Below are 22,013 nucleotides of genomic sequence, written 5' to 3'. Positions count from 1 at the left end.
CCTCCCCTCCCGCGCTCGTGGACAAAGGCGGCTCCGGTGCTCGCCGATACACTGGACGAGTGTCTTTGCCTTCCTCCGAATCTTCTCGGCCGTCCCCCGAAGACTCGGCGGGGCGGACCTTCGCCGTCATCGTGGCTTACGAACCGGATCTGGAGCTACTCGGTTCCGCCGTCGACGCGGTGCAGGCGCAGGTCGACCGCCTCCTCATCTTTGACAACGCGTCGGCGTCGCCTGCGCTGCACCGGTACTACGACTCGCTCGTTGAGGGGGTCGACATCCAACGCTCGGCGGAGAACGTCGGAATCGCCGCTGCCATCAACGTTGCCATCACGAAGGCGCGGGCAGCAGGGTTCGACCAGCTCCTCATCCTCGACCAGGACAGTGTGATCGGTGAGGGCCTCGTCACCATCCTCACGCACGCCCTTCGGGAGCACGCGGGCGGAACCCGTGTCGCGGCGGTCGGGCCGCAGTTCTACGATGTCAGAACCGGACACGTGGCGCCGTTCATCACCGTGGGTTTCCCGATGAGCCGAAAGCTGTTCGGCGGACCGGGACAGGTCGTGGAATGTGACTTCCTGATCAGCTCCGGCTCGCTCCTCTCGCTTGACGCTGTCGCATCCGTCGGCGGAATGGACGAGTCCCTCTTCATCGACAACGTCGACCTCGAATGGAGTTTCCGCGCACGGCACCGGGGCTACAAGCTCTTCGGAGTGTGTGACGCACGGATGGCGCACCAGATCGGCGAGCACGTCGACATCCCGGTTCTCGGCAAGCAGACGGTGCACAGCACCACCCGGTTGTACTACATCATGCGCAACCGGGTCCTTCTCTACCGCCGGCGGGAAACACCGCGAGTCTGGATCGCACAGGATGTTCCTCGCGTCCTCCTCAAGTTCCTCAAGATGAGCCTGTTCGTCAGCCCAAGGGGCGCGTACACCAAGGCCATGCTGGGCGGTTTGCGCGACGGCATCCGCGGTCGCGCTGGGCGAATCGGCGGCTGACCGCTCACTCCACGGGCACAGGTGGCTTCGGACCGCTCCGCAGCCGCGTCCGCCAGCTCATGTTCTGCGATGCCTTGACCGCACAGACGACGAGAAGGAGCCAACCGCCCTCGATGAGGATGAAGCTCTCCGCAGCGCTCGTTGCTATCAGCGCGACGAGCACGAGGGCAGGCCAGGTGTACGTGACCGTTCGGCGGTTCGAGGCGAGCAGCCACGAGCGCACGAACGCCAGTACGAGCAAGGCTATGAAGGCGACGAGACCGACGAGACCGATCTGAAGATAGACGTCCACGAACGCGTTCAGGGCTGATTCGTGAGCGCGCACCAGAACGTTGTTGATATAGGTGTACGGCGGGACGTCCTGCCACAATCCCGACCATCCCCACCCTTCCAGGCCGCGGATCGGGGCGAGGGTCCAGGCCTGGAACCAGAGCAGATAGCGGTACTCGAATTCGCTCCCTGCGTTGAGCAGGGAAAGCACGCGCATCCTGGCCAGATAGGTGGACAGCAGGGCAATGGCCGTAAGGGCAGCGAGCCCCCACTGCAGTGCCCTCCGCAGGTCTGCCGGCGCCTGACGCAGGCCGTACAGCGCCAGCCCAGCCAACCCGAGGGCAATGGCCACGAGGAGGGTGACCGGGGACTGGCTGAGCCCGAGGGATGCGGCGCCGATCGCGAGCGAGAACGCCATGACGCCGCGGGTCGTTGAGCGAGTTCTCCACTCGATGATGAACGTGAGGAGTCCGATGAGCGCCATGAAGCCCAGAGTGTTGCGGGAGCCGAAGATTCCCTGGATCGGCCCGCCGAGCGCAATGTTGCCGTCGACGCCCATGAAACCGAACGGCACATCGAGAATCAGCCCCGACAGCACTTCAACGACGAGCGACAGCGAAAGGAAAGCCCGGAGCACCGTTCCCACCGAGCGCACGATCTGGATCATGTCTCTGGTGAGAGCGACGGCGAGCCCGAGGAAGGCGAACGCGATCTGGTAGAGCGAACTGGACAGCGTGATCCACTGGTGATCCGTCCAGAACGTCGAAAGCAGGCACCATCCGACGAACACGAGAATCGAAACCGGCAGGAGTCCGTGCCATTCGATCGTGTCCCAGCGGGCGATGACCACGAGTGCTGCCAGCGGGACGAGAGCGGCGACCACTCCGATGAGTCCACTCCAGCCGAGGATCGAACGGATCAGCGGCGTCGCGAATGCGACTCCGAAGATGGTGAGGCTGAGCGCCGCTGCAGCGTGCGGGCTGCCGAGTGCGCGGAACAGCGCGACCAGCGCAGGATGGTTCGGAGCAGGGCGCGGAGCCGTCATCGGCCCGCTTCAGCTAAGCGAGTGGACGCATCTGGTGCGCCTGCATCGATCGTCGGATGCTGTTTCGTCTTGAGGCACAGAAGGACGAGCAGGACCCAGCCGGACTCGATGAGGATTCGGCTCTCAGCGAGGGACTGCACGAGGAGTACCACCAGGAGAAGAACCGGAAGCACGGACAGCACGGAGTGCTGGCGGTCGTCTCGGAGGTCGAACCGCGGCCGGTCGACCGCCGCGAACCAGCTGCGCCACAGCGTGGAAAGGATCACCGCCGTGAACAGCACGACGCCGACCACGCCGAGTTGCAACCAGACGTCGAGCCAGGCGTTGTGAGCGTGCAGCTGGAGCACGCCGCGGCGGACGACAAGATCCTCGAAAGGCTCGACCCAGGGGACCCAGGGGCTGGAATAACCCCAGCCGAACCACGGGCGCTGGCTTGCCGTCTCGACCACCGTTTGCCAGATGTCGAGGCGACCGGTGAGGTCGTCGCTCTTCCCGAGCAGGGCCAGCAGTTGCTGGTTGAGGAGCGAAACGGCTGCCACCCCAGCGATGAACAGAGCGAGACCACCCAGGTACACCGGAGTCCGGCGGGCCGGGGTGGGGGCGTTTCGCACGAGCAGCGCGCCCGCGAGCACCACTGCGACGATCGCCGCAGCGATGATCATCGTGCTGGAGCGGGTCAGGAGGAACTCAGCCGCTGCAACCGCCAGCCAGGCGATGGCTGAGGCGCGTCGCACGGTCCCCGCCGCCCATTGCACAGCGAACACGAGAATCCCGAAAAGGGCGATGATGCCCAGCAGGTTGGAGTTGCCGAGGATGCCCTGGATCTTCCCTCCCTCGAAGAGAAGGTTTCGGGACCAGTATGCGAGCAGGGGAGGTTCGCCGTCCCCGAAATCGACCCAGAACGGCAGGACCCTGTCGCGCACGACCACGGACACCCACAGCTCGAACAGTATCGACAGAGCGAGCACCCATTTGATCGCGTTGGCGAACACCCGGACGACCTGGGCCCAGTCGAAGCAGAGGGCGAGGAAGACCCCCGCGATGGTGCACAGGAGCATCCCGGCGAGTGTGAACAAGCTGGCGCCCGGGTACGCCGACCAGGCCACGGAGAGCGTGGCGAAGGCCATGAACGCGAGGAGTGCCTTCGGCGTGCGCCGGCGGTTGTACACCGGACGAAGCACCACCAGCAGGATCACGCACGCCACACCCGTGAGAATGCTCACCGTCACGAAACCCCACAGGCCGAGGAGGTGCCGGATACCGTCGCCGGCGAGTGCGATGAACAGTGCGAGAGTGGCGACGCCTGACGCCCACAGCCTCGGCGTCGAAAGCGCTTCAGGGGGCGCGACGGTCGGCGAGGTCATGAAGTCAGGCTATCGCGCGATCACACCGAGCGCTCGATCGGGGATGACCGGTGGTGGCTGGTATCAGCCGTCGCACTCCCGGCAACTTTGGCCATCGCCGTGCTATTCCACGCTGCAGCCGAAAAACCAGTGCACGTGCCGGCGCGGCGGGTGGGAGACCGCGCTCGATCGCAGCCCGATCGATCTCCCGTGCCCAAGTCCGTGTGACGGCAGTGTCGGAGTATCGCTTCGCCGTGCGGATGGCGTTTCTCCTCAGAGCGGCCACGCGGTCCGCCGGGAGGCTGAGCAGGTGTTCGATGGCCGCTGTCAGCGCGGGGACGTCCCCGGCAGGCACGAGAAATCCGTTGTGTCCTGAGCGGATGATGTCGGCCGGTCCGTAGAGGATGTCGTACGCGATCGGGATGCATCCGTTCGCCATCGCCTCGACGAGGACAAGCGGAAGGCCCTCGCTCCGGGAGGTGAGGAGGAGGAACGAGGCGCCGGCGAGTTCCCGGCTGGCGACTGCCGTGTAACCGTGGAGGGTGACCCGCGCCTGAGTGCCTGCGGCCTTCGCTACAGCGCGTTCCACTTTCGGGCGGTTCGGCCCTTCCCCGAAGACATCGAGGCGGGTCGGTTGCCGGACAGCCGCCACCGCCCGAACCGCGTGCTCGACACGCTTCCTCGAGTCGAGCGACGCCAGGACGACACCCCGGGAGGGATCCCTGATCCGCGCCAGCGCAGCGCGCGCGGCGGAGGACACCTCGCGCGAATTCGGAATCACAGCCAGGGGAGCTTTCGCACCGAGGATCAGCCGGGCATCGGCGCGCTGGCGCTCGGTGAGGAACACGACGCGGTCGAAACCCTCAGGTGAGCGGAAGACGTCGGCCCGGGAGGCGCGAACCTGGAGGGGGTCGGACGCGCTCTGGCGATGGGAAGCATGTACGACATGGAAGGTGAGGAGTCCTCGCCGGTGGTAGCCGCTGAGAAACCTGGCGCTGGTCTTGCTGTCGACGATGAGGGTTGTCGGCCGGCCGTCTCTCAGCTGATCGAGCCACCACCGGTAGAGCGATCGACCGCTTGTCCAGCGGCGGGACGGTGTTCCCCGCGCGTCGCACCAGACGACGACGCGCCCGCTCGTCCTCCCGTGCTCGTGGATGTCACGGCGATCGGACACGGCAAGTGTTCCGTCGGAACGGTAATGGTCCACCTGGAGCGGGGTGTTCCCGTCGTCGGCGTGGCGGATACGCATCAGCTCCCGGCCGTCCCGTCGCACCGAGGTGTATCCCGGGTTTTCCGCCAGCGGCGTGAACGTCGCTCTACCGGCCACATGCGCCTCATCGGGGTCCTCCGGCGGCGCCGTCTCCCGGAGCCAGTCCCAGATGTTCGACAGCGTCATCGGGTTTGTGAGCTCCCCGGATGCGCGCAGCCGCTGCTCGAGGGCCGGATAGTCGGGCCGCAGGTCGAAGGTGACGACGTCGACCGGAACACCACCCAGCCGGACGAACGCACGAGACCGGTGCAGGAGGGCTGCCGTCATCCCGCCGAACCGATCATCGATTCCCCAGGTGACCGCGAGGTGGCATCCGCGTCGCAGACGCACGTGCGGCATGATCGTCCTCCGGTCAGCGTGAACCCGGCCAGGGCCGGCCGGGCACCCTGACAATTTTCCCACCTCCGGCAACGGCGTGCGACCGACTTGCTGATCGCGTGCCGGGGGTGTACTCGCGGAGGTTCCCCCTTAGACGAACGCCGCTTTGCCGGTGATCGCCCGCCCGACGATCAGTGAGTTCATCTCCCTGGTGCCCTCGTAGGAGTACAGCGCCTCGGCGTCGGCGAAGAAGCGCGCTGCTTCGTAGTCGAGGACGATGCCGTTGCCGCCCATCGATTCGCGTGCCCACGCCACCGTCTCCCGCATCCGTGACGTGCAGAACCCTTTGGCCAGCGCGGAGTGCTCGTCACGCTGGGTGCCCTCGTCGTGCATCTGGGAGACCCGCACACACAGCGCCATCGACGCTGTGATGTTGCCGAGGCATCTCGCGAGCAGATCCTGCACGAGCTGATGTTCGGCGATCTTGCGACCGAACTGCTCTCGCTCCTTCGCGTAGGCCACCGCCGCCTCGTAGGCCCCGACCGCGACACCGACGCTCGACCAGGCCACAGCGGCCCGGGTCGACCGCAGCACCTTCGCTGTGTCGCGGAACGAGTGGGCGTTCGCCAGCCGCATGCTCTCCGGAACGACGACATCGTCGAGGACGATGTCGGCGTTCTGAACGGGACGCAGGGCGATTTTCCGTTCGATTTTCGTCGCGGTGTACCCGGGGTTGGACGTCTCGACAAGGAATCCCTTGACCGCATCGTCCGCGGTGTCCTTCGCCCAGACGATGGTGATGTCGCTGAACGTGGCGTTGCCGATCCAGCGCTTCGAACCGTTGAGCACCCAGGAATCGCCGTCCCTGGTCGCCGACGTGCGGAGACCCCTGGCGCTGTCGCTGCCCGAAAGCGGTTCCGTCAGGCCGAAGGCGCCAAGAACCTCCCCTGACGCCATTCTCGGCAGCCACTCGTCGCGCTGCTCCTGTGAGCCACACACGCTGATCGAGCCCATGGCGAGGCCTTCCTGCACACCGACGAAGGTTGCCATCGACGCGTCGACCCGCGCCATCTCCATCGACACCAGCCCCCGGAACACTGCAGAGTTCTGGAACGGACGCGTCTCGGCGAATGGAAAACGAGCGACATCCGTCTCGAGGAAAGAACCGATGAGTTCGTGCGGGAATTCGGCGCGCTCCCAGTAGTCGTTGATGACGGGGCGGACCGTGCCCTCCATGTAGTCGCGGACGCGCATCAGCGCTTCCTGCTCCTGATCGGTGAGCAGCGTCTCGAATCCGTAGAAATCGCTGGCGAGGGGTTCGAACGGCATGCCTGGCTCCATTGCATCGGGAACAGCGTAAAGAATCTTCTCGCAGCCTAGGTAACGGCGGCGGTGCCCGACAACACGGTTGGCTGAACGGACAACGGCAGATCGGAGCCGCCTCACGGCTCTTGTAGGGTGGCGATAATCCCGCACGCCCCCGGCATCCCGTTAGGACGAGCCTGTGTTTGTTCCCATCAGCAACACCCCCCGCAACTACGCCTGGGGCTCAACCACCGACATCGCCGCCGTGCTCGGCGTTGCACCGTCCGGATCTCCTGAGGCGGAACTGTGGCTCGGCGCCCACCCGGGCTCGCCCGCCCGCATCCTCAACCCTGATGCCGTTGGCGGGTTCGGAACCCTCGCCGACTGGGTCGCTCGAGACCCGGCATCTGCGGGGCTTTCCGAGCCCAGGCTCCCGTTCCTGCTGAAGTTGCTCGCCGCGGATTCCCCGCTGTCGCTGCAGGCGCATCCGTCGCCCGAGCAGGCTGCGGAAGGATTCGCCCGCGAGAACGCCGCCGGCGTGCCTCTGAACGCACCCACCCGCAACTACAAGGACGCGTTCCACAAACCGGAACTGATCTTCGCCCTGAGCGACCGGTTCGAGGCGCTCTGCGGTTTCCGGCCGGTCGCGGATGCCCGTGCAGACGTCGACGTCCTGATCGCGGTGCCCGGGTTGTCAGCGGAGGCCCGAACCGCGCTGCGTTCCTTCCGCTCCTCGCTCGACGGCGAGGACTCCGAGGTGCTCCGCCGGGTCGTCGGCTCCCTCCTCACCGAGGACGTCTCCGTTCTCGTTCAGGCGGTGACGGATGCCGCTGCCGGCGCCGCTGCGACTCCCGCCGTCGATACCGTGCGGCTGCTGGCCGAACATCATCCCGGCGACCCGGGCATCGTCGTGTCGCTTCTCGTCCACCGCGTCACACTCCAGCGGGGTGAGGTGCTCTACCTGCCCGCAGGCAACATCCACGCCTACCTTCGCGGATTCGGCGTCGAGTTGATGGCCGCGAGCGACAACGTTCTCCGCGGCGGGCTCACTCCCAAGCACATCGACGTGGCTGAGCTGCTGAGCGTCCTCAACTTCACGCCGGTGCCGGTGCCGTACCTTGCCGCGGAACGGCCGGCGGACGGGGTCGAGCTGTATCGCCCAGACGTGCCCGACTTCGAGCTCGTCCATGTCGCGGCGACCCGGGGAATGTCGTCGACGATCGATCTGCCCGGGGCAGCCATCGCGATCGCAACGGCGGGCGCCGTGACTCTCGCCGGGGCATCCGGCCGGAGCGATCTCGGCCAGGGCGACGCTGTCTACATCACCGCGGACGAAGGCGCCCTGACCGTCCAGGGGGCGGGCGAGCTGTTCGTTGCGACCACCAGGCTGTAACGGCGTCTCAGCCGGCAGCCATCGCCGCCTCGCCGGTGCAGCTGAACGTGCGGCGGTAGGCGTGAGGGGTGGTGTGCAGCACTTTCAGGAAGTGGTGGCGCATCACCGCCGATGACCCGAAGCCGGACTCCGCCGCGATCTGCTCCAGCCCGACATCGGTCCGCTCGAGCAGTTGCTGGGCCCGGATCAGGCGCTGCCGGTTCAGCCACGCCGCCGGAGTTGCGCCCATCTCAGCGCGGAACCGGCGCGCGAAGGTCCGCTCGGACATGAGAGCTCTGGCTGCGAGCGCGTCGACGGGCAGGTCCTCGGCAAGGTGTGCGAGCATCCACTCGGTGACCCCGGCGAACGAATCGCTCTGCCGCTCGGGGATCGGCGCCTGGATGTACTGCGCCTGCCCGCCGTCCCGCTGCGGAGGCACGACCATGCGCCTCGCGATCACGTTCGCGGCGGCCGCACCGAGTTCCGTCCGAACGAGGTGCAGGCACGCGTCGATGCCCGCCGCGGTTCCGGCTCCGGTGATGACCCGGCGGTCCTCGATGAAGAGCACATCGGGGTCGACCTCCGTGGCCGGGTAATTGCGAGTGAGCCGGTCGGTGTACATCCAGTGCGTCGTACTGCGCCTGCCATCGAGGATCCCCGCCTCGGCGAGGGCGAAGGCGCCGGTGCACACGCTGAGGATCCATGCGCCCCGGGCTTCCGCATCCCGGAGCAGGGTGAGGATGCGCGGGTCGAGAGCGCCGAAGGAGAAGGCGGGAACGGCGATGAGGTCGGCATCGCGGGCCTCATCGAGCCCCTCGTCGATGAGGATGTCGAAGCCGAGCTTGGTGCGGATCGGCCCTGGTTCCGCCGCCACGATGTGGAAGTCGAAGACCGGACCGCCCGAGTCGGAGCGGTCGATGCCGAACACTTCGCAGAGCACCCCGAATTCGAATGGCGCCATCTCGGGCAGGGCCAGCACCGCGATCTTCTTCAACATGTCGGACGCCTCCAGCTTTGGCAGAAAAGTATCGAGCAGTGGCAAGTCTGCCACTGTTGGCAGCATCTCGCAATGCATAGATTTACTGCCATGATGATTTTGCTGATCCTGCTTCTGGCCGCGGTCGTCTTCGCCACGATCGCCACCGTCGTCGAACTCCGCCGCGACGGATTCCGCCGGCTCCCCGAGCGACGCTTCGGCCCTGCCGGAACCGACAGCGCCGACGCTTTCGGCCGATCCCTGACGGTGGGCATGCGCTGACGCCCCGGCGGCTTTTCCCCGTGCCCTAGTCTCGATATCGGGCGGCCGATCGCCGCCCGATATCGAGGAGGCAACATGACCTGGTTGGTCACCGGAGGCGCCGGCTACATCGGTGCGCATGTCGTTCGCGCGTTCGTCGAACAGGGCATCGACGTCGTCGTTCTGGACGACCTGTCGAGCGGGCATGCCGGCTTCGTTCCCGACGGCGTCCCGTTCGTGCGGGGGAGCATCCTCGACCGGGAGCTCGTGCGGGCAACCCTCCGCCACCACGCGGTGACCGGCGTGGTGCACGTCGCGGGCTTCAAGTACGCGGGAGTTTCAGTCGAGCGGCCGCTCCACACCTACGCGCAGAACGTCACGGGAACCCTGGTTCTGCTCGAAGCGATGGCCGAGCTGGAGATCACCCGGATGGTGTTCTCGTCGAGCGCGGCGGTGTACGGAACGCCGGATACCGCTCTGGTGACCGAGGCGACGGCGAAGAACCCTCAGTCTCCGTATGGCGAATCGAAGCTCATCGGCGAGTGGCTCCTCCATGACCAGGAGGTCGCCGCCGGCCTTCGCCACACCTCGCTTCGGTACTTCAACGTTGTCGGCTCGGGGTACCCGGACGTGTACGACACCAGCCCGCACAACCTCTTCCCGCTGGTCTTCGACGCGCTTCTCGCCGGCCGCACCCCGCGCATCAACGGGGACGACTACCAGACACCAGACGGCACATGCGTGCGGGACTACATCCACGTCGCCGATCTTGCGCTCTCCCATGTTGCAGCAGCCCGGCGGCTCGACGCGGGGGGCGACATCGAGCCCGTCTACAACCTCGGCTCCGGGAACGGCGTTTCGGTGGGGGAGATCATGGGCGCTGTCCGCGACGTGACCGGGATCGACTTCACCCCCGACATCACCGCGCGCCGCCCGGGCGACCCCGCTCGCATCGTCGCGTCAGGCGACCTGGCCGCGCGGGACCTGGACTGGCGGATGCGACACACCCTGCTCGAGATGGTCGACAGCGCGTGGCGGGCGCGCGCGAACGCGCAGGCGTAGGCAAAGTCACCCACTCCGGACGAAAACATCCGGTGTGCCGGATGCTCTCGTCCGGAACAGGTGTTCCCGCCGGCGCCGTCTCGGAGATTCACAGCTTCGGCGACACGCCCGTAAACACGCGGTAAACCCTCTATTGGGGGTTGAGGCTTTACTATCTGCGACTTGACGAAACCAAACTACACCGGTGTAATTATCACTAGCGCCGCGTGGCGCACGGGAAACAAGTGGGGAGAGAGATATGTCACCTGAATATCGCTCTGGTGTTCCCGAAGACTGGTTCATCGATCCGGTTCAGCTGGGCGTACCCGGTGTTCGCAAGGCTGTCGACGACGACAACCCGCTCGCCTGGCAGTCTGATTCGCTGTGTGCGCAGACCGATCCGGAGGCTTTCTTCCCCGAGAAGGGCGGCTCGACTCGAGACGCGAAGCGCATTTGCACCAGCTGCGAAGTCCGTACGCAGTGCCTGGAATACGCCCTCGAAAACGACGAGCGTTTCGGCATCTGGGGTGGCCTGTCCGAGCGGGAACGCCGCAAGCTGAAGAAACGCGCCGTTTAACCTCCTCTGCTGACGCGGCAGCGGCCGACGCGATATCGTGCCACGCCGAGCCAGTCGACGGCGGTGAGCCGCGCCCGACATAGTCTTGACGCGATGTCTCCCCGAGTTACCGCAATCCTTGTCGTGCATGACGGCTCCGGCCCCGCCGGTCTTCAGGGCACCCTCGACGCTCTCGCGGCACAGTCCCGCCAGCCCGACGTCGTCATTGCGGTCGCCTGCGACACTCCTGCCGCCACGACGATCGCGCTCGAACAGGCGAACATCGACCGCATCGTGACGTCGGGGGAACGGCTCCACTTCGGTCAGGCGCTCGCCGCGGGAATCCGGGTCATCGAACAGCCCGCCGGTCCCGACGAATTTCTCTGGCTGCTGGCGCAGGACACCGCACCCGAGCCCGATGCGCTGCAGCGGCTGCTCGGAGCGCTCGAGGTCGCACCATCCGTCGCCATCGCCGGTCCGAAGCTCAAGGACGCCGCGGACGGCTCAACCATCCTGTCGCTCGGGGAGTCCGTGACCCCGTTCGGTGCCACGGTGTTCCTCGTCGAGAACGAACTGGACCAGGGCCAGCATGACTCGGTCAGCGACGTCCTCGGTGTCGCGCCGGCCGGGATGCTCGTTCGCCACACCGTCTGGGAGCAGCTCGACGGCTTCGACCCGGCCTTCGGGGCTGCCGACGACGCCCTCGATTTCTGCACCAGGGCGAGGCTCGCCGGCCATCGGGTCACTGTTGTGCCGTCCGCAACGGTGCTCACCCACAGTTCAGGCATCGCCGGGCCCAGCCGCTCCAATCGGCCGGCGGCGAAGCGCAAGCGGGCACGGCAGGCCCGCGGTGCCCAGCTGTATCGCCGTCTCGTCTACGCCCCCGCCGCAGTCGTGTGGCTGCACTGGCTTACCCTCGTTCCGCTCGGAATCCTGCGCGGAATCCGGCGGATCGTCGGCAAACAGCCCGGGCTCGTCGGCTCCGAGATCGCCGCAGCCTTCCGGGTGGCGTTCAGCCCCGTTCGCATCACGCGGGCGAGGAAGAATCTGCAGCGGTCGAAAGAGGTCGGCTGGTCGTCGCTCTCAGCGCTTCGGATTCCGGTCGCTGAAGTGCGCAGGCGTCGACGGCTTCGTCGGGAGGCCGGGGTCGTCGTGTACACGGTTGAACGCAGTGATCTACGGTTCTTCACCGGCGGAGGCGCATGGCTCGTTCTCGCATCCGCCCTCGCCAGTACCGCCCTCTTCTTCGGTCTTCTCACGGCATCCGCCGTTGAGGGAGGCAATCTGCTGCCCCTCTCCGCTTCGGTCGGCGACCTGTGGCAGCACATCGGATACGGCTGGCGGCGAATCGGACTGGGCTTCCCCGGTGCCGCTGACCCGTTCTCCGCCGTACTCGCTCTGCTCGGCACGCTCACCTTCTGGAACCCGTCATACGCGCTCGTGCTCGTGACCCTGCTGGCTCTGCCGCTCGCAACTCTCGGCGGCTGGATGGCAGCCACCCGCCTCACCGAGCGCAGCGGTTACCGGCTGGGTGCCGCTGTCCTCTGGACCGTCGCCCCCACCTTCCTGTCCGCCCTCGTTTTGGGGAACCTGTCGGGAATCCTGATCCACCTTCTGCTGCCGTGGCTGTTCTACACCGGCTGCGCCGCGGCCCGCTCGTGGGGTTCAGCCGCGGTGGCATCGATGATCCTCGCGGCGACCCTCGCGACAGCGCCGTCGCTCACGCCGGCGCTCCTGATTCTCTGGCTCGTCGCCCTGACACTGTCCGGCCGCCATCTGGCCCGCGTGTTCTGGGTCATCGTCCCGAGCGCCGCCCTCTTCGCTCCGCTCCTCTGGCAACAGGGCTTCGTCGGACAGAACTGGCTCCGGCTCCTCGCAGACCCCGGCGTGCCAGTGCCAACACCGTCGCCGACCGGGTGGGAACTCGTCCAGGGGCTGCCGGCCGGCAACCCGGCCTGGGATGCGATGACGGTTGCCCTCGGGCTGTCCGGCATCCCGGCTCACCTCCTCGTCCCCGTGCTTCTCGCGCCGCTTGCCGTCATGGCGCTGCTCGCCCTGTTCCTGCCTGGCAGTGGACGAGCGGCCGTGCTGCTTGTGACGGCGCTCGTTGGCCTCGCGACCGCCGCCGGAGCGTCGCACCTGTTCCTCACCGTGACCGGCTCCGCATCCGTGTCGATCTGGCCGGGGTCCGGGCTGAGCCTGTATTGGCTCGGCCTCGTGGGTGCGGCCGTCGTCGGCTTCGACAGTCTCCGCCGCGCGGCCGCGATCCCCGCCCTTGTCATCGGGATCCTCGCCCTCATCGTGGCCGTCCCGATGGCGGCGGGCCTGGCCACGGGCAGCGGACAGATCACCGCCAGCAACGGGCGGACACTCCCGGCGTACGTCGCCGCGGCGGCATCCACGAACCCGTCCCTCCGAACGCTGATCCTCACCCCGCAGCCGGACGGCGGAATCTCCGCACGCGTCGTCAACGGGGTCGGTGACACCCTCGACAACCAGTCCACTCTGATTACGACGAACACCACGCTCACCGAGAACGACAAGAAGGTGGCGACCCTCGCCGGCAACCTCGTCTCACAGGGAGGCCTCGACCCGAGCGCGATGCTGACTGAATTCGGCGTGCAGTTCGTCCTGCTCGACTCACCGTCCTCGAGAATCGGCGAGGATGCGACGTCCCCCGACCAGGAAATGGCCAATCGGGCGGCGGCATCCCTCAACGCCAACGCCGCATTCGCGCACGTCGGTCCCACCGACCGCGGAACGCTGTGGCGCTTCGAAGGCGCGACCGCGCCGCCGGCGGACGCCGGCGATCACGTACCGGTCGCCTCGACGCTCGTCCTCGTAGGTCTAGCCCTCATCTTCGGGTTCGCGCTGCTTCTGGCGACCCCGACGGCGACGTCGCGGCGTGCCGCTGAGGGGCGCCCCCGAACCATCGGCCGGCGTGCAGCGGAACCGGCGCCGCGGTTGACCCGCGCCGAGAGGGCGGAGCGGAATGCCGCCGCCGACGCCGAAAAAGCGGTCGAACTGGAACTCGCATCAAAGTCGGACGACATCGAGGAACGTGAAGCTCATGCCGCTTCCGAAGCGGACGGCACCGGAACATCACCGGTCGAGCCGAACCCCGACGGGAAACAGGCGGACGCCTTCGCCGTCAGTTCCACCGCCGACAGTCAGGACAATCATGGCCGATAAGCGCCGCATCGCCGCGACGAGCGGCCGGGTCCTCACCGGCGTTCTCGGCGCAGCCGTCTTTCTCGGTGTGGTGATAGCCGTCGGTCAGGTTCAACTGCCGGTCGTGGCCGTCGACGCCCCGAAAACCACAGTGACTCCCACCGCATCGGACCAGTTCCGGCTGTGCCCCGGCCCGTTGCTGCGCCAGGGCGGCGACGCCTCCACCGGAAGCTTCGCCCAGCCGGCGATGAGCTTCGCCGCCAGTTCAGCACCTGAGCAAAGCGCGCTCCTGGCACCGGACAACGTGCTCGGCGACCGGTTCGGCGCGCCCACCGTGCTCAGCGTCACCGGCGGCGAAGGGGACGAACGCCCGCAGATCGGCGCAGCGCAGTCCCAGGCGGCCGACCTCGACGACCTCACCGGCTTCGCAGCCACGGCGTGCGGCGAAGTCAGCGCCGACAGCTGGCTCGTTGGTGGCTCCACCGACGTCGGCCGGACGACGATGCTCTCGCTCAGCAACCCGAACCGCGCGGATGCCGTCGTCGACCTCTCCTTCTTCGGTGAGACCGGCGCAATCGAAGCGCCCGGTGCGCAGGGCATCATCGTCCCCGCCGGTGAAAACCGGGTCCTCTCCGTCGCGAGCTTCGCCCCTGGCGTCCGCACACCGGTGATTCGCGTCCAGTCGAGCGGCGGCCAGGTCGTCGCCGCGCTGCAGCACAGCGTCACCAGGGGCATCACCCCTGGAGGAATCGAATTGTCGCTGCCGACGGCGGCCCCATCGCTGAACCAGGTGATCCCCGGCGTCGTCCTCACCGACTCCGCCCCCGTCCCGGACGGTGAAATCTACGACGACAGCATCGGGGCGCTTCGCCTCTTCGTACCGGGAACCGAACCCGCCCAGGTCGAGATCAGCTTCCTGAGCGAACAAGGCGCAGAGGCGCCCGCGTCGCTGAACTACTCCATTCAGGGTGGCGTCGTCCAGGAGGTCACCCTCAACGAACTGCCCGCTGGGAGTTACTCCGTCTCCATCTCGTCAGACAAGCCACTCGTCGCGTCGGCCCGCACGACCGCCGTCGCAGGCGAATCCAGCGACTTCGCCTGGTTCGGCGCATCCGCGGCCCTCGAGGATGACATCCAACTCGCCGTAGCGCCGGGGGAGGGCGCGACGCTGCACCTGTCCAACCCGACCAGCGCGAACCTCGACGTCGTCCTGACCGACGGCGGAGGCACCGCGACGCAGGTGGCCGTCCCGGCAGGGACGGCAGTCCAAACCACGGTTCGTGCCGGAATGGCGTACAGCGTCAGCGGGGTGGGCGGCGCCTACGCACAGGTGAGCTTCACCTCCGCCGCAGGATTCTCGGCGTACGCGATCCAGCCGACGAACCCGCTGGCAACCCCGGTCATCGTCTATCCACGGTGACGAAAGGTGTGACATCCGCTGAGGAAGCGGATTCGACGAATCAGAAGTGGAAGCGGTCTGGCCCGAGGTCCCAGGGGTCCTTGCCGATGAGTTCGGCGGTTGCCCGGAAGACGCAGCTTTCGATCATCATCCGCTGGTGCAGCTCGTCGTCCCGGTGCAGTTTGCTCATCCGCTGAATGGGGAGCCGGTACAGCACGATGCGGCGTTCGGAGGCACTCGTCCACCATCGCGGCACTGTGCCGTCCGGAAGGATACCGAGCGGCATCGCGCCGACCTCGTACCGCACGTTCGCGAGGTCGTCCGGCCAGGCGCTGCGCAGGAAGTCGGCTGCCGCCGCGACGGTCATGTCGAAGGTGTCGATCCGGTTCTTCAGTGGGTCGAGGTGCGGACCGGTCGCTGCGCTCCGTTCCGAACGGCCATGCCGGTCGTGCCGGACCGCTCGCCGGGCGAAGGTCGTGCTCCGGGTGGTGCGTCTGGCCATGACGCCATTCTATTCACCGCCGGCGTCGGCGAGGTGCCGGGAGAAAAGACCCCCGGCTTGTATGGTGTTGAGAATGTTTGACAGGCCCTGTTCGAAAGTCGGATGCTCCCGCGACGCGGTCTCGACGCTCACCTACGACTACGCCGACTCGATGGCCGTGCTCGGTCCGCTTTCGCTGTCCCGCGAACCGCACACCTATGACCTGTGCGCGATCCACGCCGAGCGGATGAGCGCACCGCTGGGCTGGCAGGTCATCCGTCACCAGCTCCTCCGCGACGTCGGGCACACGGCCGAGACGGTCTGAGGTCTTGACCCACGGCACAGACGCCCGTGGGTCTGCGAGAATGGGGCCATGACGCTTACTCCCTCTGCAGCATCCGCCACCTCACTTCCGTTCCAGGTCCGCGACCTTTCGCTTGCCGAAGCGGGTCGCCACCAGATCCGGCTGGCCGAGAACGAGATGCCCGGCCTGATGGCTCTGCGCAAGGAATTCGGCGAGTCGAAGCCGCTCGCGGGCGCCCGGATCGCCGGGTCTTTGCACATGACGGTGCAAACCGCCGTGCTGATCGAAACCCTCGTCGCCCTCGGCGCGCAGGTCCGCTGGGCCAGTTGCAACATCTTCTCCACCCAGGACGAGGCCGCTGCCGCGATCGCCGTCGGCCCGACCGGAACCGTCGATTCCCCCGCCGGAGTGCCGGTGTTCGCGTGGAAGGGTGAGACCCTCGAAGAGTACTGGGCATGCGCCGAGCAGATCTTCGACTGGACGGCCGAAGCTGGCGCAGCCGGTGCCGACTGGTCGGGCCCGAACATGATCCTCGACGACGGTGGAGACGCCACCCTGCTCGTTCACAACGGCCGGAAGTATGAGCTTGCCGGTGCGGTGCCGGAGACCACGGCTGCCGACAGCACCGAGGGCCGGGTCGTCCTGGACCTGCTCCGCCGCTCGCTCGCAGCGTCGCCCGACCGTTGGACCCGGATCGGCGCCGACCTCCTCGGCGTCACCGAGGAGACGACGACCGGCGTCCACCGCCTGTACGAACTCTTCCGCAACGGTGAGCTCCTGTTCCCGGCCATCAACGTGAACGACTCGGTCACGAAGAGCAAGTTCGACAACAAGTACGGCATCCGGCACTCCCTGCCGGACGGCCTCAACCGTGCCACCGACGTGCTCATCGGTGGCAAGGTCGTTTTCGTCGTCGGCTACGGCGACGTCGGTAAAGGCGCCGCCGAAGCCCTTCGCGGCCAGGGCGCTCGCGTCATCGTCTCCGAAGTCGACCCGATCTGCGCGCTTCAGGCCGCGATGGACGGTTACCAGGTCGCCCGCATCGAGAGCGTTCTGGAGCAGGTCGACATCTTCGTCACCGGCACAGGCAACCTCAACGTCATCACCACCGAACACATGCTTCGGATGAAGCACCAGGCCATCGTTGCGAACGTCGGTCACTTCGATAACGAGGTCGACATGGCGGGGCTCGAAGCCCTCGAGGGTGCCGAACGGGTCGAGATCAAGCCGCAGGTGCACGAGTGGCGACTGCCCACCGGACGGTCGATCCTCGTTCTCAGCGAAGGACGACTGATGAACCTCGGAAATGCCACCGGGCATCCGTCGTTCGTCATGAGCAACTCGTTCACCAATCAGGTCCTCGCGCAGATCGAGCTTTTCGCGCACCGGGAAAACTACCCGGTCGGCGTCTATGTGCTTCCGAAGCATCTCGACGAGAAGGTGGCGCGACTGCACCTCGATGCCCTGGGTGTCGAGCTGACGACGCTGTCGGAGGAGCAGGCCGCGTACATCGGCGTCTCGGTCGACGGGCCGTACAAGGTCGACCACTACCGTTACTGAGGTCTCGGTCGCTGCTCGACGGCGTCGCTCGGCCTTCGGCCCCTTCGGCGCCGTTTTCGCGCCTGTGCGGTGGTTCGTCCGGCGCGGATGTCGGGTTAAGGCGGCGTATGTCGACACGTGCGACGGATGAACGCGGCGGGTGATCGGCGTCGGTGGTTCGTCCGGCGCAGATGTCGGGTTTCGACGGCGTTGGTCGACGTTTGCGACGGATGAAGCGGGGTGGGATGCGGCGCGGTTGGCTCAGCGGTCAGGGAAACCGTGCGGCCGGCCGGTGAGCACCGGTTGCACGCGGGCGAGCCGTTCACGCTCGAGCAGGTGGGCGGCATACTCCCGATCGCGTCGCGCGGCGGCCACCGCGTAGAGGAACGTCTCCGGGTCGACGCGCGGCACCGGCGACACCCACGCGGATGCCTCGGCAGCGAGGTCCTGCGCAAGTCGCGCCCGCGTCGCCGGCGTCAGCTTGGGCGCCTGCTTGAGGAACTGTGCGATCCGCCGAGACAGGCGGTCAGGCATCCGTGCGACGTCTGCCAGTTCGGCCCATGAGGCGAGGGCCGGTGGCATCCCGAACACCGGTTCGGTGACCCGCGGAACCCGTTCCTGCTGCGCATACGTTCCGGCCAGGAGATCGCCGAGTCGTTTGGAGCGTGTCGACAGGAGTCCAGTGAGCGCAGCGACACCTCCGAGCGTCATGTAGATCTCGAGGAAGCCGGTGAGGGCGCGAATGAAGGCGTGGCGGAAGCCGGCTGCCCCGCCGTCATCCCGGACGATCCGCGCGCCGACCGCGAGTTTGCCGAGGGACCGGCCGGAGCTCAGCGTCTCGACGGGGGTCGGCACGACCACACAACAGAACACGACGATGGAGGTCGAGAGCGCTGCGATGGCGGACCGGTCGATCAGCCCCTGACCGGCCAGCACGAAGAGCAGCCAGAACAGCAGCCCGGCGAGCACGACGGTGACGACGAAGTCGAGGATCGCGCCAGCCGCCCGGAGGACGAAGCTCGTCGACTGGACGTCGAGGGCGACCGCCTCCCCGGTGAGGAGCTCCGAGGAGTCCGGCATGTTCGAGAGTGTGCCGACGGGCTCTGCCATGAATAGTATCTAAGCAGATGGATCTTGATGCTTACAGCGCCGCCCACCGGGAAGAGTGGGCACGCCTCGACGCGCTCGCGTCGAAGCGCTCATTGTCGGGCGTCGAAGCCGACGAATTGATCGACCGATATCAGGCTGGGGCAACCCAGCTGTCGGCGATCAAGACGACCGCCGGGTCGACGGTGCACGGTGACCGGCTGAGCGTCAGCCTGTCGAAAGCGCGGCTGCGATTCACCGCTGCAGGGTCGAACGTGCTCAGTCAGCTGCCGCGGTTCTTCGTTCTGCAATTGCCCGCAGCGCTCTACCGGTTGCGCTGGCTCACCCTCGCCGTCGCCCTCAGCACCGTTCTCGTCGCCGGCCTGTGGGCGGCATGGGTCCTCGGCGACCCGCAGGTCCTCGCCAACCTCGGCAGCAAGGCTGAACTGCAGAAGCTCGCGGAAGAAGACTTCGCCGACTACTACTCAGAGAACCCCGCTGCCTCCTTCGCCGGGCAGGTCTGGACGAACAACGCCTGGATCGCCGCCCAGTGCATCGCGTTCGGCGTGACGGGCGTCTGGGTGCCGTTCGTCGTGCTGCAGAACGCGCAGAACCTGGGCATCACCGCCGCCGTGCTGTTCAGCTTCGGCCACGGCGACACCTTCTTCCTCTACATCGCCCCACACGGGATGCTCGAACTCACCGCGATCTTCGTCGCAGCGGCCGGAGGGCTGCGGATCTTCTGGGCCTGGGTGGCCCCGGGCAACCGCACGAGGGGGCAGGCGCTCGCCGAAGACGCCCGTGCGCTGTTCACCGTGGCGATCGGCCTCGTTCTTGTTCTCCTCGTGGCCGGGATCCTGGAAGGCTTCGTGACCCCCCAGCCGTGGCCGTGGCCGGTGAAGATCGGACTCGGTGCGGCAGCCCTCGCAGCGTTCCTGTTCTACATGCTCGTGGTTGGCCGCCGCGCGTACCGTGCGGGGGAGACCGGCGACCTCACCGCCTTCGAGGCGGGGGCCCGGCGCATCTACGCGGGCTGACGTCGCCTCAGTTTTGAATGATTCAAAATAAGCCCTAGGCTGGCGATATGACAGCGACCCGGACCGGCACAGAGCGCGAGCTTCTGCGCTCGGCGGGGCTTCGTGCAACGGAGCAGCGCATCGAGGTGCTGCGTGCCCTCGAGCGGAATCCGCACGCCGATGCGCACGGCATCTTCGATGCCGTGCATCCCCAGCTCCCCGACACGTCGCTGCAGGCCATCTACGGGGTGCTCGGCGCGCTGACGGATGCCGGTCTCGCACGTCGTATCGAACCGGCCGGTTCCCCGGCGAGGTACGAACTGCGGGTCGGCGACAACCACCACCACATCGTCTGCTCGCGCTGCGGCGCGATCGGCGATGTGGACTGCGCCGTCGGTTCCGCTCCGTGTCTGACGCCAGCCGAAACATCCGGATTCACCCTCACCACGGCCGAAGTGACCTACTGGGGCCTGTGCCCCGACTGCGCGACAGCGCCCCTCGACTGACGCCGACGTCTTCCGCGCCCGGCTGCCTGTGCAGCCAGGCGCTGCCCCACCATGCCCGACAAGCACCACAAGGAGACCCATGTCCGATACCACGTACACCACCACAGACACCGGCACCCCGATCGCCGCCGACTCTCAGTCGCTCACCGTCGGAGCAGACGGTGCGATCCCGCTGATCGACAGCTATCTGACCGAGAAGCTCGCGAACTTCAACCGCGAGCGTGTGCCGGAGCGGGTGGTCCACGCCAAGGGTGGCGGGGCGTTCGGAACGTTCGAGACCACGGAGGACGTGTCGCGGTTCACCCGCGCCGCGCTGTTCCAGCGGGGCGCCACCACCGAGATGCTTGCCCGGTTCTCCACTGTCGCCGGTGAGCAGGGTTCCCCGGACACCTGGCGTGACCCGCGCGGTTTCGCGCTCAAGTTCTACACCTCAGAGGGCAACTACGACCTCGTCGGCAACAACACCCCGGTCTTCTTCATCCGTGACGGCATCAAGTTCCCCGACTTCATCCACTCGCAGAAGCGCCTCCCGGGCTCGAACCTGCGCAACAACGACATGCAGTGGGATTTCTGGAGCCAGTCTCCCGAGAGCGCGCACCAGGTCACCTGGCTCATGGGTGACCGCGGGCTTCCCGCTTCCTGGCGCAAGATGGACGGTTTCGGTTCGCACACCTACCAGTGGATCAACGCAGAGGGTGAGCGGTTCTGGGTGAAGTACCACTTCAAGACCAATCAGGGCATCGAGGTGCTGAGCGCTGACCAGGCGACGGAGATCGCCGGCCAGGACGCCGACTTCCACCAGCACGACCTCTACACGAACATCGCCGAAGGTAACTTCCCGAGCTGGACGCTGTCCGTTCAGGTCATGCCGTACGAAGACGCGAAGACCTACCGGTTCAACCCGTTCGACGTCACCAAGGTCTGGCCGCACGCCGACTACCCGCTGATCAAGGTCGGCACCATGACGCTCAACCGGAACGCCGAGAACCACTTCGCCCAGATCGAGCAGGCCACCTTCTCGCCGGCGAACTTCGTCCCCGGGATCGCGGCAAGCCCCGACCGGATGCTGCAGGCCCGCATCTTCTCGTACGCGGACGCCCAGCGTTACCGCGTCGGTGTGAACCACTCGCAGCTCCCGGTGAACGCGGCGAAGACGCAGGTTCACAGCTACTCGAAGGACGGCGCAGCGCGGATCGACTTCCCGCCGGCGAACCGCCCCGTGTACGCCCCGAACTCGTTCGGCGGCCCGCACGCCGACCCGGTTCGCGCGGCTGAGTCGGCCGGCTGGCAGAACGACGGTGAGCTCCTGCACACCTCCGCGACGCTGCACCCCGAGGACGACGACTTCGGTCAGGCCGGAACCCTCTACCGCGACGTGATGGACGACGCCGCCAAGGCCAGACTGCTTGCCCAGATCACCGGGCACGTCGGCGCCGTGGTGAACGACGAGATCCGGGCACGGGCGATCGCGTACTGGTCGAACGTCGACATCGAGCTCGGCGCCAAGCTCGGCGCGGCACTCGCTGTGACGGCTCGCGTCTAGCCTCTCCGCAGCATCCGGGCCCGGCTCCTGCACTTCGGTGTGGGGTCGGGCCTTTCGCGTGCCACGGATTCACTCACTCCGGACCGGAACACCCCTTGGGTTCAGGGGGTCGTTGCAACACCTGATTATTAGAGGTGTTCGCAATGGTTGGTGTTCCTGGTTTTCCCCGTGAGGTTCGTCGTCGGTTTTGGGAGGAGTTACGGGCTGGTG

At 67.0% G+C, this 22,013-nt stretch carries 18 protein-coding genes and 1 pseudogene; 12 read left to right on the top strand and 7 right to left on the bottom strand.

Features of this window, described 5'->3' with window-relative positions; translation table 11 throughout:
• The first annotated feature begins 59 nt into the window (after positions 1–59).
• Complete coding sequence (locus ACLQ62_RS13125) at positions 60–1,001, top strand: glycosyltransferase family 2 protein (protein ID WP_411722082.1); 942 nt, start codon at positions 60–62, stop codon at positions 999–1,001.
• Positions 1,002–1,005: 4 nt separating this feature from the next.
• Here the strand turns inward: ACLQ62_RS13125 and ACLQ62_RS13120 are convergent, their stop codons facing one another.
• From ACLQ62_RS13120 to ACLQ62_RS13105, 4 genes are all read right to left on the bottom strand, one after another.
• Positions 1,006–2,316: an O-antigen ligase family protein gene (locus ACLQ62_RS13120; RefSeq protein WP_411722081.1), complete on the bottom strand. Its 1,311-nt coding sequence runs from the start codon at positions 2,314–2,316 to the stop codon at positions 1,006–1,008.
• Positions 2,313–3,680: an O-antigen ligase family protein gene (locus tag ACLQ62_RS13115; RefSeq protein WP_411722080.1), complete on the bottom strand. Its 1,368-nt coding sequence runs from the start codon at positions 3,678–3,680 to the stop codon at positions 2,313–2,315. The genes ACLQ62_RS13120 and ACLQ62_RS13115 overlap by 4 nt, the downstream gene beginning before the upstream one ends.
• A gap of 4 nt (positions 3,681–3,684) precedes the next feature.
• Positions 3,685–5,268 carry a glycosyltransferase gene (locus tag ACLQ62_RS13110; protein ID WP_411722079.1) on the bottom strand — a complete coding sequence of 528 codons (1,584 nt, stop codon included), beginning with the start codon at positions 5,266–5,268 and terminating at the stop codon, positions 3,685–3,687.
• Positions 5,269–5,397: 129 nt separating this feature from the next.
• Positions 5,398–6,576: an acyl-CoA dehydrogenase family protein gene (locus ACLQ62_RS13105; RefSeq protein WP_411722078.1), complete on the bottom strand. Its 1,179-nt coding sequence runs from the start codon at positions 6,574–6,576 to the stop codon at positions 5,398–5,400.
• Between the two features lie 175 nt (positions 6,577–6,751).
• On the opposite strand from ACLQ62_RS13105, the gene manA reads away from it, so the two are divergent.
• Positions 6,752–7,945: a mannose-6-phosphate isomerase, class I gene (gene manA, locus ACLQ62_RS13100; protein WP_411722077.1), complete on the top strand. Its 1,194-nt coding sequence runs from the start codon at positions 6,752–6,754 to the stop codon at positions 7,943–7,945.
• 7 nt (positions 7,946–7,952) lie between these two features.
• Here manA and ACLQ62_RS13095 read toward each other — a convergent pair whose 3' ends face one another.
• Positions 7,953–8,921, bottom strand: coding sequence for a GlxA family transcriptional regulator (locus ACLQ62_RS13095; protein WP_411722076.1), 969 nt, complete (start codon positions 8,919–8,921; stop codon positions 7,953–7,955).
• Positions 8,922–9,011: 90 nt separating this feature from the next.
• On the opposite strand from ACLQ62_RS13095, the gene ACLQ62_RS13090 reads away from it, so the two are divergent.
• From ACLQ62_RS13090 to ACLQ62_RS13070, 5 genes and pseudogenes are all read left to right on the top strand, one after another.
• Positions 9,012–9,182: a hypothetical protein gene (locus tag ACLQ62_RS13090; protein WP_411722075.1), complete on the top strand. Its 171-nt coding sequence runs from the start codon at positions 9,012–9,014 to the stop codon at positions 9,180–9,182.
• Positions 9,183–9,257: 75 nt separating this feature from the next.
• On the top strand, positions 9,258–10,223 hold the full coding sequence (galE, locus tag ACLQ62_RS13085) for a UDP-glucose 4-epimerase GalE (RefSeq protein WP_411722074.1): 966 nt from the start codon (positions 9,258–9,260) through the stop codon (positions 10,221–10,223).
• 238 nt (positions 10,224–10,461) lie between these two features.
• Positions 10,462–10,779: a WhiB family transcriptional regulator gene (locus tag ACLQ62_RS13080; protein ID WP_090713242.1), complete on the top strand. Its 318-nt coding sequence runs from the start codon at positions 10,462–10,464 to the stop codon at positions 10,777–10,779.
• Between the two features lie 93 nt (positions 10,780–10,872).
• Positions 10,873–11,592 (top strand): annotated as a pseudogene (locus tag ACLQ62_RS13075) (glycosyltransferase family 2 protein); the annotation flags it as partial.
• Between the two features lie 2,347 nt (positions 11,593–13,939).
• Positions 13,940–15,349 (top strand): DUF5719 family protein, encoded by a 1,410-nt coding sequence (locus tag ACLQ62_RS13070; RefSeq protein WP_411722073.1) that lies wholly within the window; start codon positions 13,940–13,942, stop codon positions 15,347–15,349.
• Between the two features lie 40 nt (positions 15,350–15,389).
• Here the strand turns inward: ACLQ62_RS13070 and ACLQ62_RS13065 are convergent, their stop codons facing one another.
• The gene (locus ACLQ62_RS13065; protein ID WP_411722072.1) at positions 15,390–15,830 is read right to left on the bottom strand and encodes a metallopeptidase family protein; all 441 of its coding nucleotides are present in this window, start codon (positions 15,828–15,830) and stop codon (positions 15,390–15,392) included.
• 73 nt (positions 15,831–15,903) lie between these two features.
• Here ACLQ62_RS13065 and ACLQ62_RS13060 point away from each other — a divergent pair, with 73 nt between their 5' ends.
• Together ACLQ62_RS13060 and ahcY are read left to right on the top strand one after the other, a co-directional pair.
• Positions 15,904–16,134, top strand: coding sequence for a DUF3499 family protein (locus ACLQ62_RS13060; RefSeq protein WP_411722071.1), 231 nt, complete (start codon positions 15,904–15,906; stop codon positions 16,132–16,134).
• Between the two features lie 48 nt (positions 16,135–16,182).
• Positions 16,183–17,673 carry an adenosylhomocysteinase gene (ahcY, locus tag ACLQ62_RS13055; protein ID WP_411722070.1) on the top strand — a complete coding sequence of 497 codons (1,491 nt, stop codon included), beginning with the start codon at positions 16,183–16,185 and terminating at the stop codon, positions 17,671–17,673.
• 240 nt (positions 17,674–17,913) lie between these two features.
• Here the strand turns inward: ahcY and ACLQ62_RS13050 are convergent, their stop codons facing one another.
• Positions 17,914–18,762: an RDD family protein gene (locus ACLQ62_RS13050; protein WP_411722069.1), complete on the bottom strand. Its 849-nt coding sequence runs from the start codon at positions 18,760–18,762 to the stop codon at positions 17,914–17,916.
• A 17-nt stretch (positions 18,763–18,779) separates the two neighbouring features.
• Between ACLQ62_RS13050 and ACLQ62_RS13045 the strand changes: the two genes are divergently transcribed.
• From ACLQ62_RS13045 to ACLQ62_RS13035, 3 genes are all read left to right on the top strand, one after another.
• Positions 18,780–19,775 carry a stage II sporulation protein M gene (locus tag ACLQ62_RS13045; RefSeq protein WP_411722068.1) on the top strand — a complete coding sequence of 332 codons (996 nt, stop codon included), beginning with the start codon at positions 18,780–18,782 and terminating at the stop codon, positions 19,773–19,775.
• A 47-nt stretch (positions 19,776–19,822) separates the two neighbouring features.
• On the top strand, positions 19,823–20,260 hold the full coding sequence (locus ACLQ62_RS13040) for a Fur family transcriptional regulator (RefSeq protein WP_411722067.1): 438 nt from the start codon (positions 19,823–19,825) through the stop codon (positions 20,258–20,260).
• A gap of 79 nt (positions 20,261–20,339) precedes the next feature.
• Positions 20,340–21,803 carry a catalase gene (locus ACLQ62_RS13035; protein WP_411722066.1) on the top strand — a complete coding sequence of 488 codons (1,464 nt, stop codon included), beginning with the start codon at positions 20,340–20,342 and terminating at the stop codon, positions 21,801–21,803.
• Positions 21,804–22,013: the final 210 nt, after the last annotated feature.

This window comes from Mycetocola sp. (genome assembly GCF_046716805.1).
Taxonomy (GTDB): domain Bacteria; phylum Actinomycetota; class Actinomycetes; order Actinomycetales; family Microbacteriaceae; genus Mycetocola_A.
The sequence above is the reverse complement of the archived record's forward strand: the minus strand, read 5'-3'. Positions and strand labels throughout refer to the sequence as shown.

Coding starts and splice junctions, on each gene's coding strand:
- ACLQ62_RS13120 (WP_411722081.1), bottom strand. CDS start 2,316: ATGACGGCTCCGCGCCCTGCTCCGAACCATCCTGCGCTGGTCGCGCTG.
- ACLQ62_RS13115 (WP_411722080.1), bottom strand. CDS start 3,680: ATGACCTCGCCGACCGTCGCGCCCCCTGAAGCGCTTTCGACGCCGAGG.
- ACLQ62_RS13110 (WP_411722079.1), bottom strand. CDS start 5,268: ATGCCGCACGTGCGTCTGCGACGCGGATGCCACCTCGCGGTCACCTGG.
- ACLQ62_RS13105 (WP_411722078.1), bottom strand. CDS start 6,576: ATGCCGTTCGAACCCCTCGCCAGCGATTTCTACGGATTCGAGACGCTG.
- ACLQ62_RS13095 (WP_411722076.1), bottom strand. CDS start 8,921: ATGTTGAAGAAGATCGCGGTGCTGGCCCTGCCCGAGATGGCGCCATTC.
- ACLQ62_RS13090 (WP_411722075.1), top strand. CDS start 9,012: ATGATGATTTTGCTGATCCTGCTTCTGGCCGCGGTCGTCTTCGCCACG.
- galE (WP_411722074.1), top strand. CDS start 9,258: ATGACCTGGTTGGTCACCGGAGGCGCCGGCTACATCGGTGCGCATGTC.
- ACLQ62_RS13080 (WP_090713242.1), top strand. CDS start 10,462: ATGTCACCTGAATATCGCTCTGGTGTTCCCGAAGACTGGTTCATCGAT.
- ACLQ62_RS13070 (WP_411722073.1), top strand. CDS start 13,940: ATGGCCGATAAGCGCCGCATCGCCGCGACGAGCGGCCGGGTCCTCACC.
- ACLQ62_RS13065 (WP_411722072.1), bottom strand. CDS start 15,830: ATGGCCAGACGCACCACCCGGAGCACGACCTTCGCCCGGCGAGCGGTC.
- ACLQ62_RS13060 (WP_411722071.1), top strand. CDS start 15,904: ATGTTTGACAGGCCCTGTTCGAAAGTCGGATGCTCCCGCGACGCGGTC.
- ahcY (WP_411722070.1), top strand. CDS start 16,183: ATGACGCTTACTCCCTCTGCAGCATCCGCCACCTCACTTCCGTTCCAG.
- ACLQ62_RS13050 (WP_411722069.1), bottom strand. CDS start 18,762: ATGGCAGAGCCCGTCGGCACACTCTCGAACATGCCGGACTCCTCGGAG.
- ACLQ62_RS13045 (WP_411722068.1), top strand. CDS start 18,780: ATGGATCTTGATGCTTACAGCGCCGCCCACCGGGAAGAGTGGGCACGC.
- ACLQ62_RS13040 (WP_411722067.1), top strand. CDS start 19,823: ATGACAGCGACCCGGACCGGCACAGAGCGCGAGCTTCTGCGCTCGGCG.
- ACLQ62_RS13035 (WP_411722066.1), top strand. CDS start 20,340: ATGTCCGATACCACGTACACCACCACAGACACCGGCACCCCGATCGCC.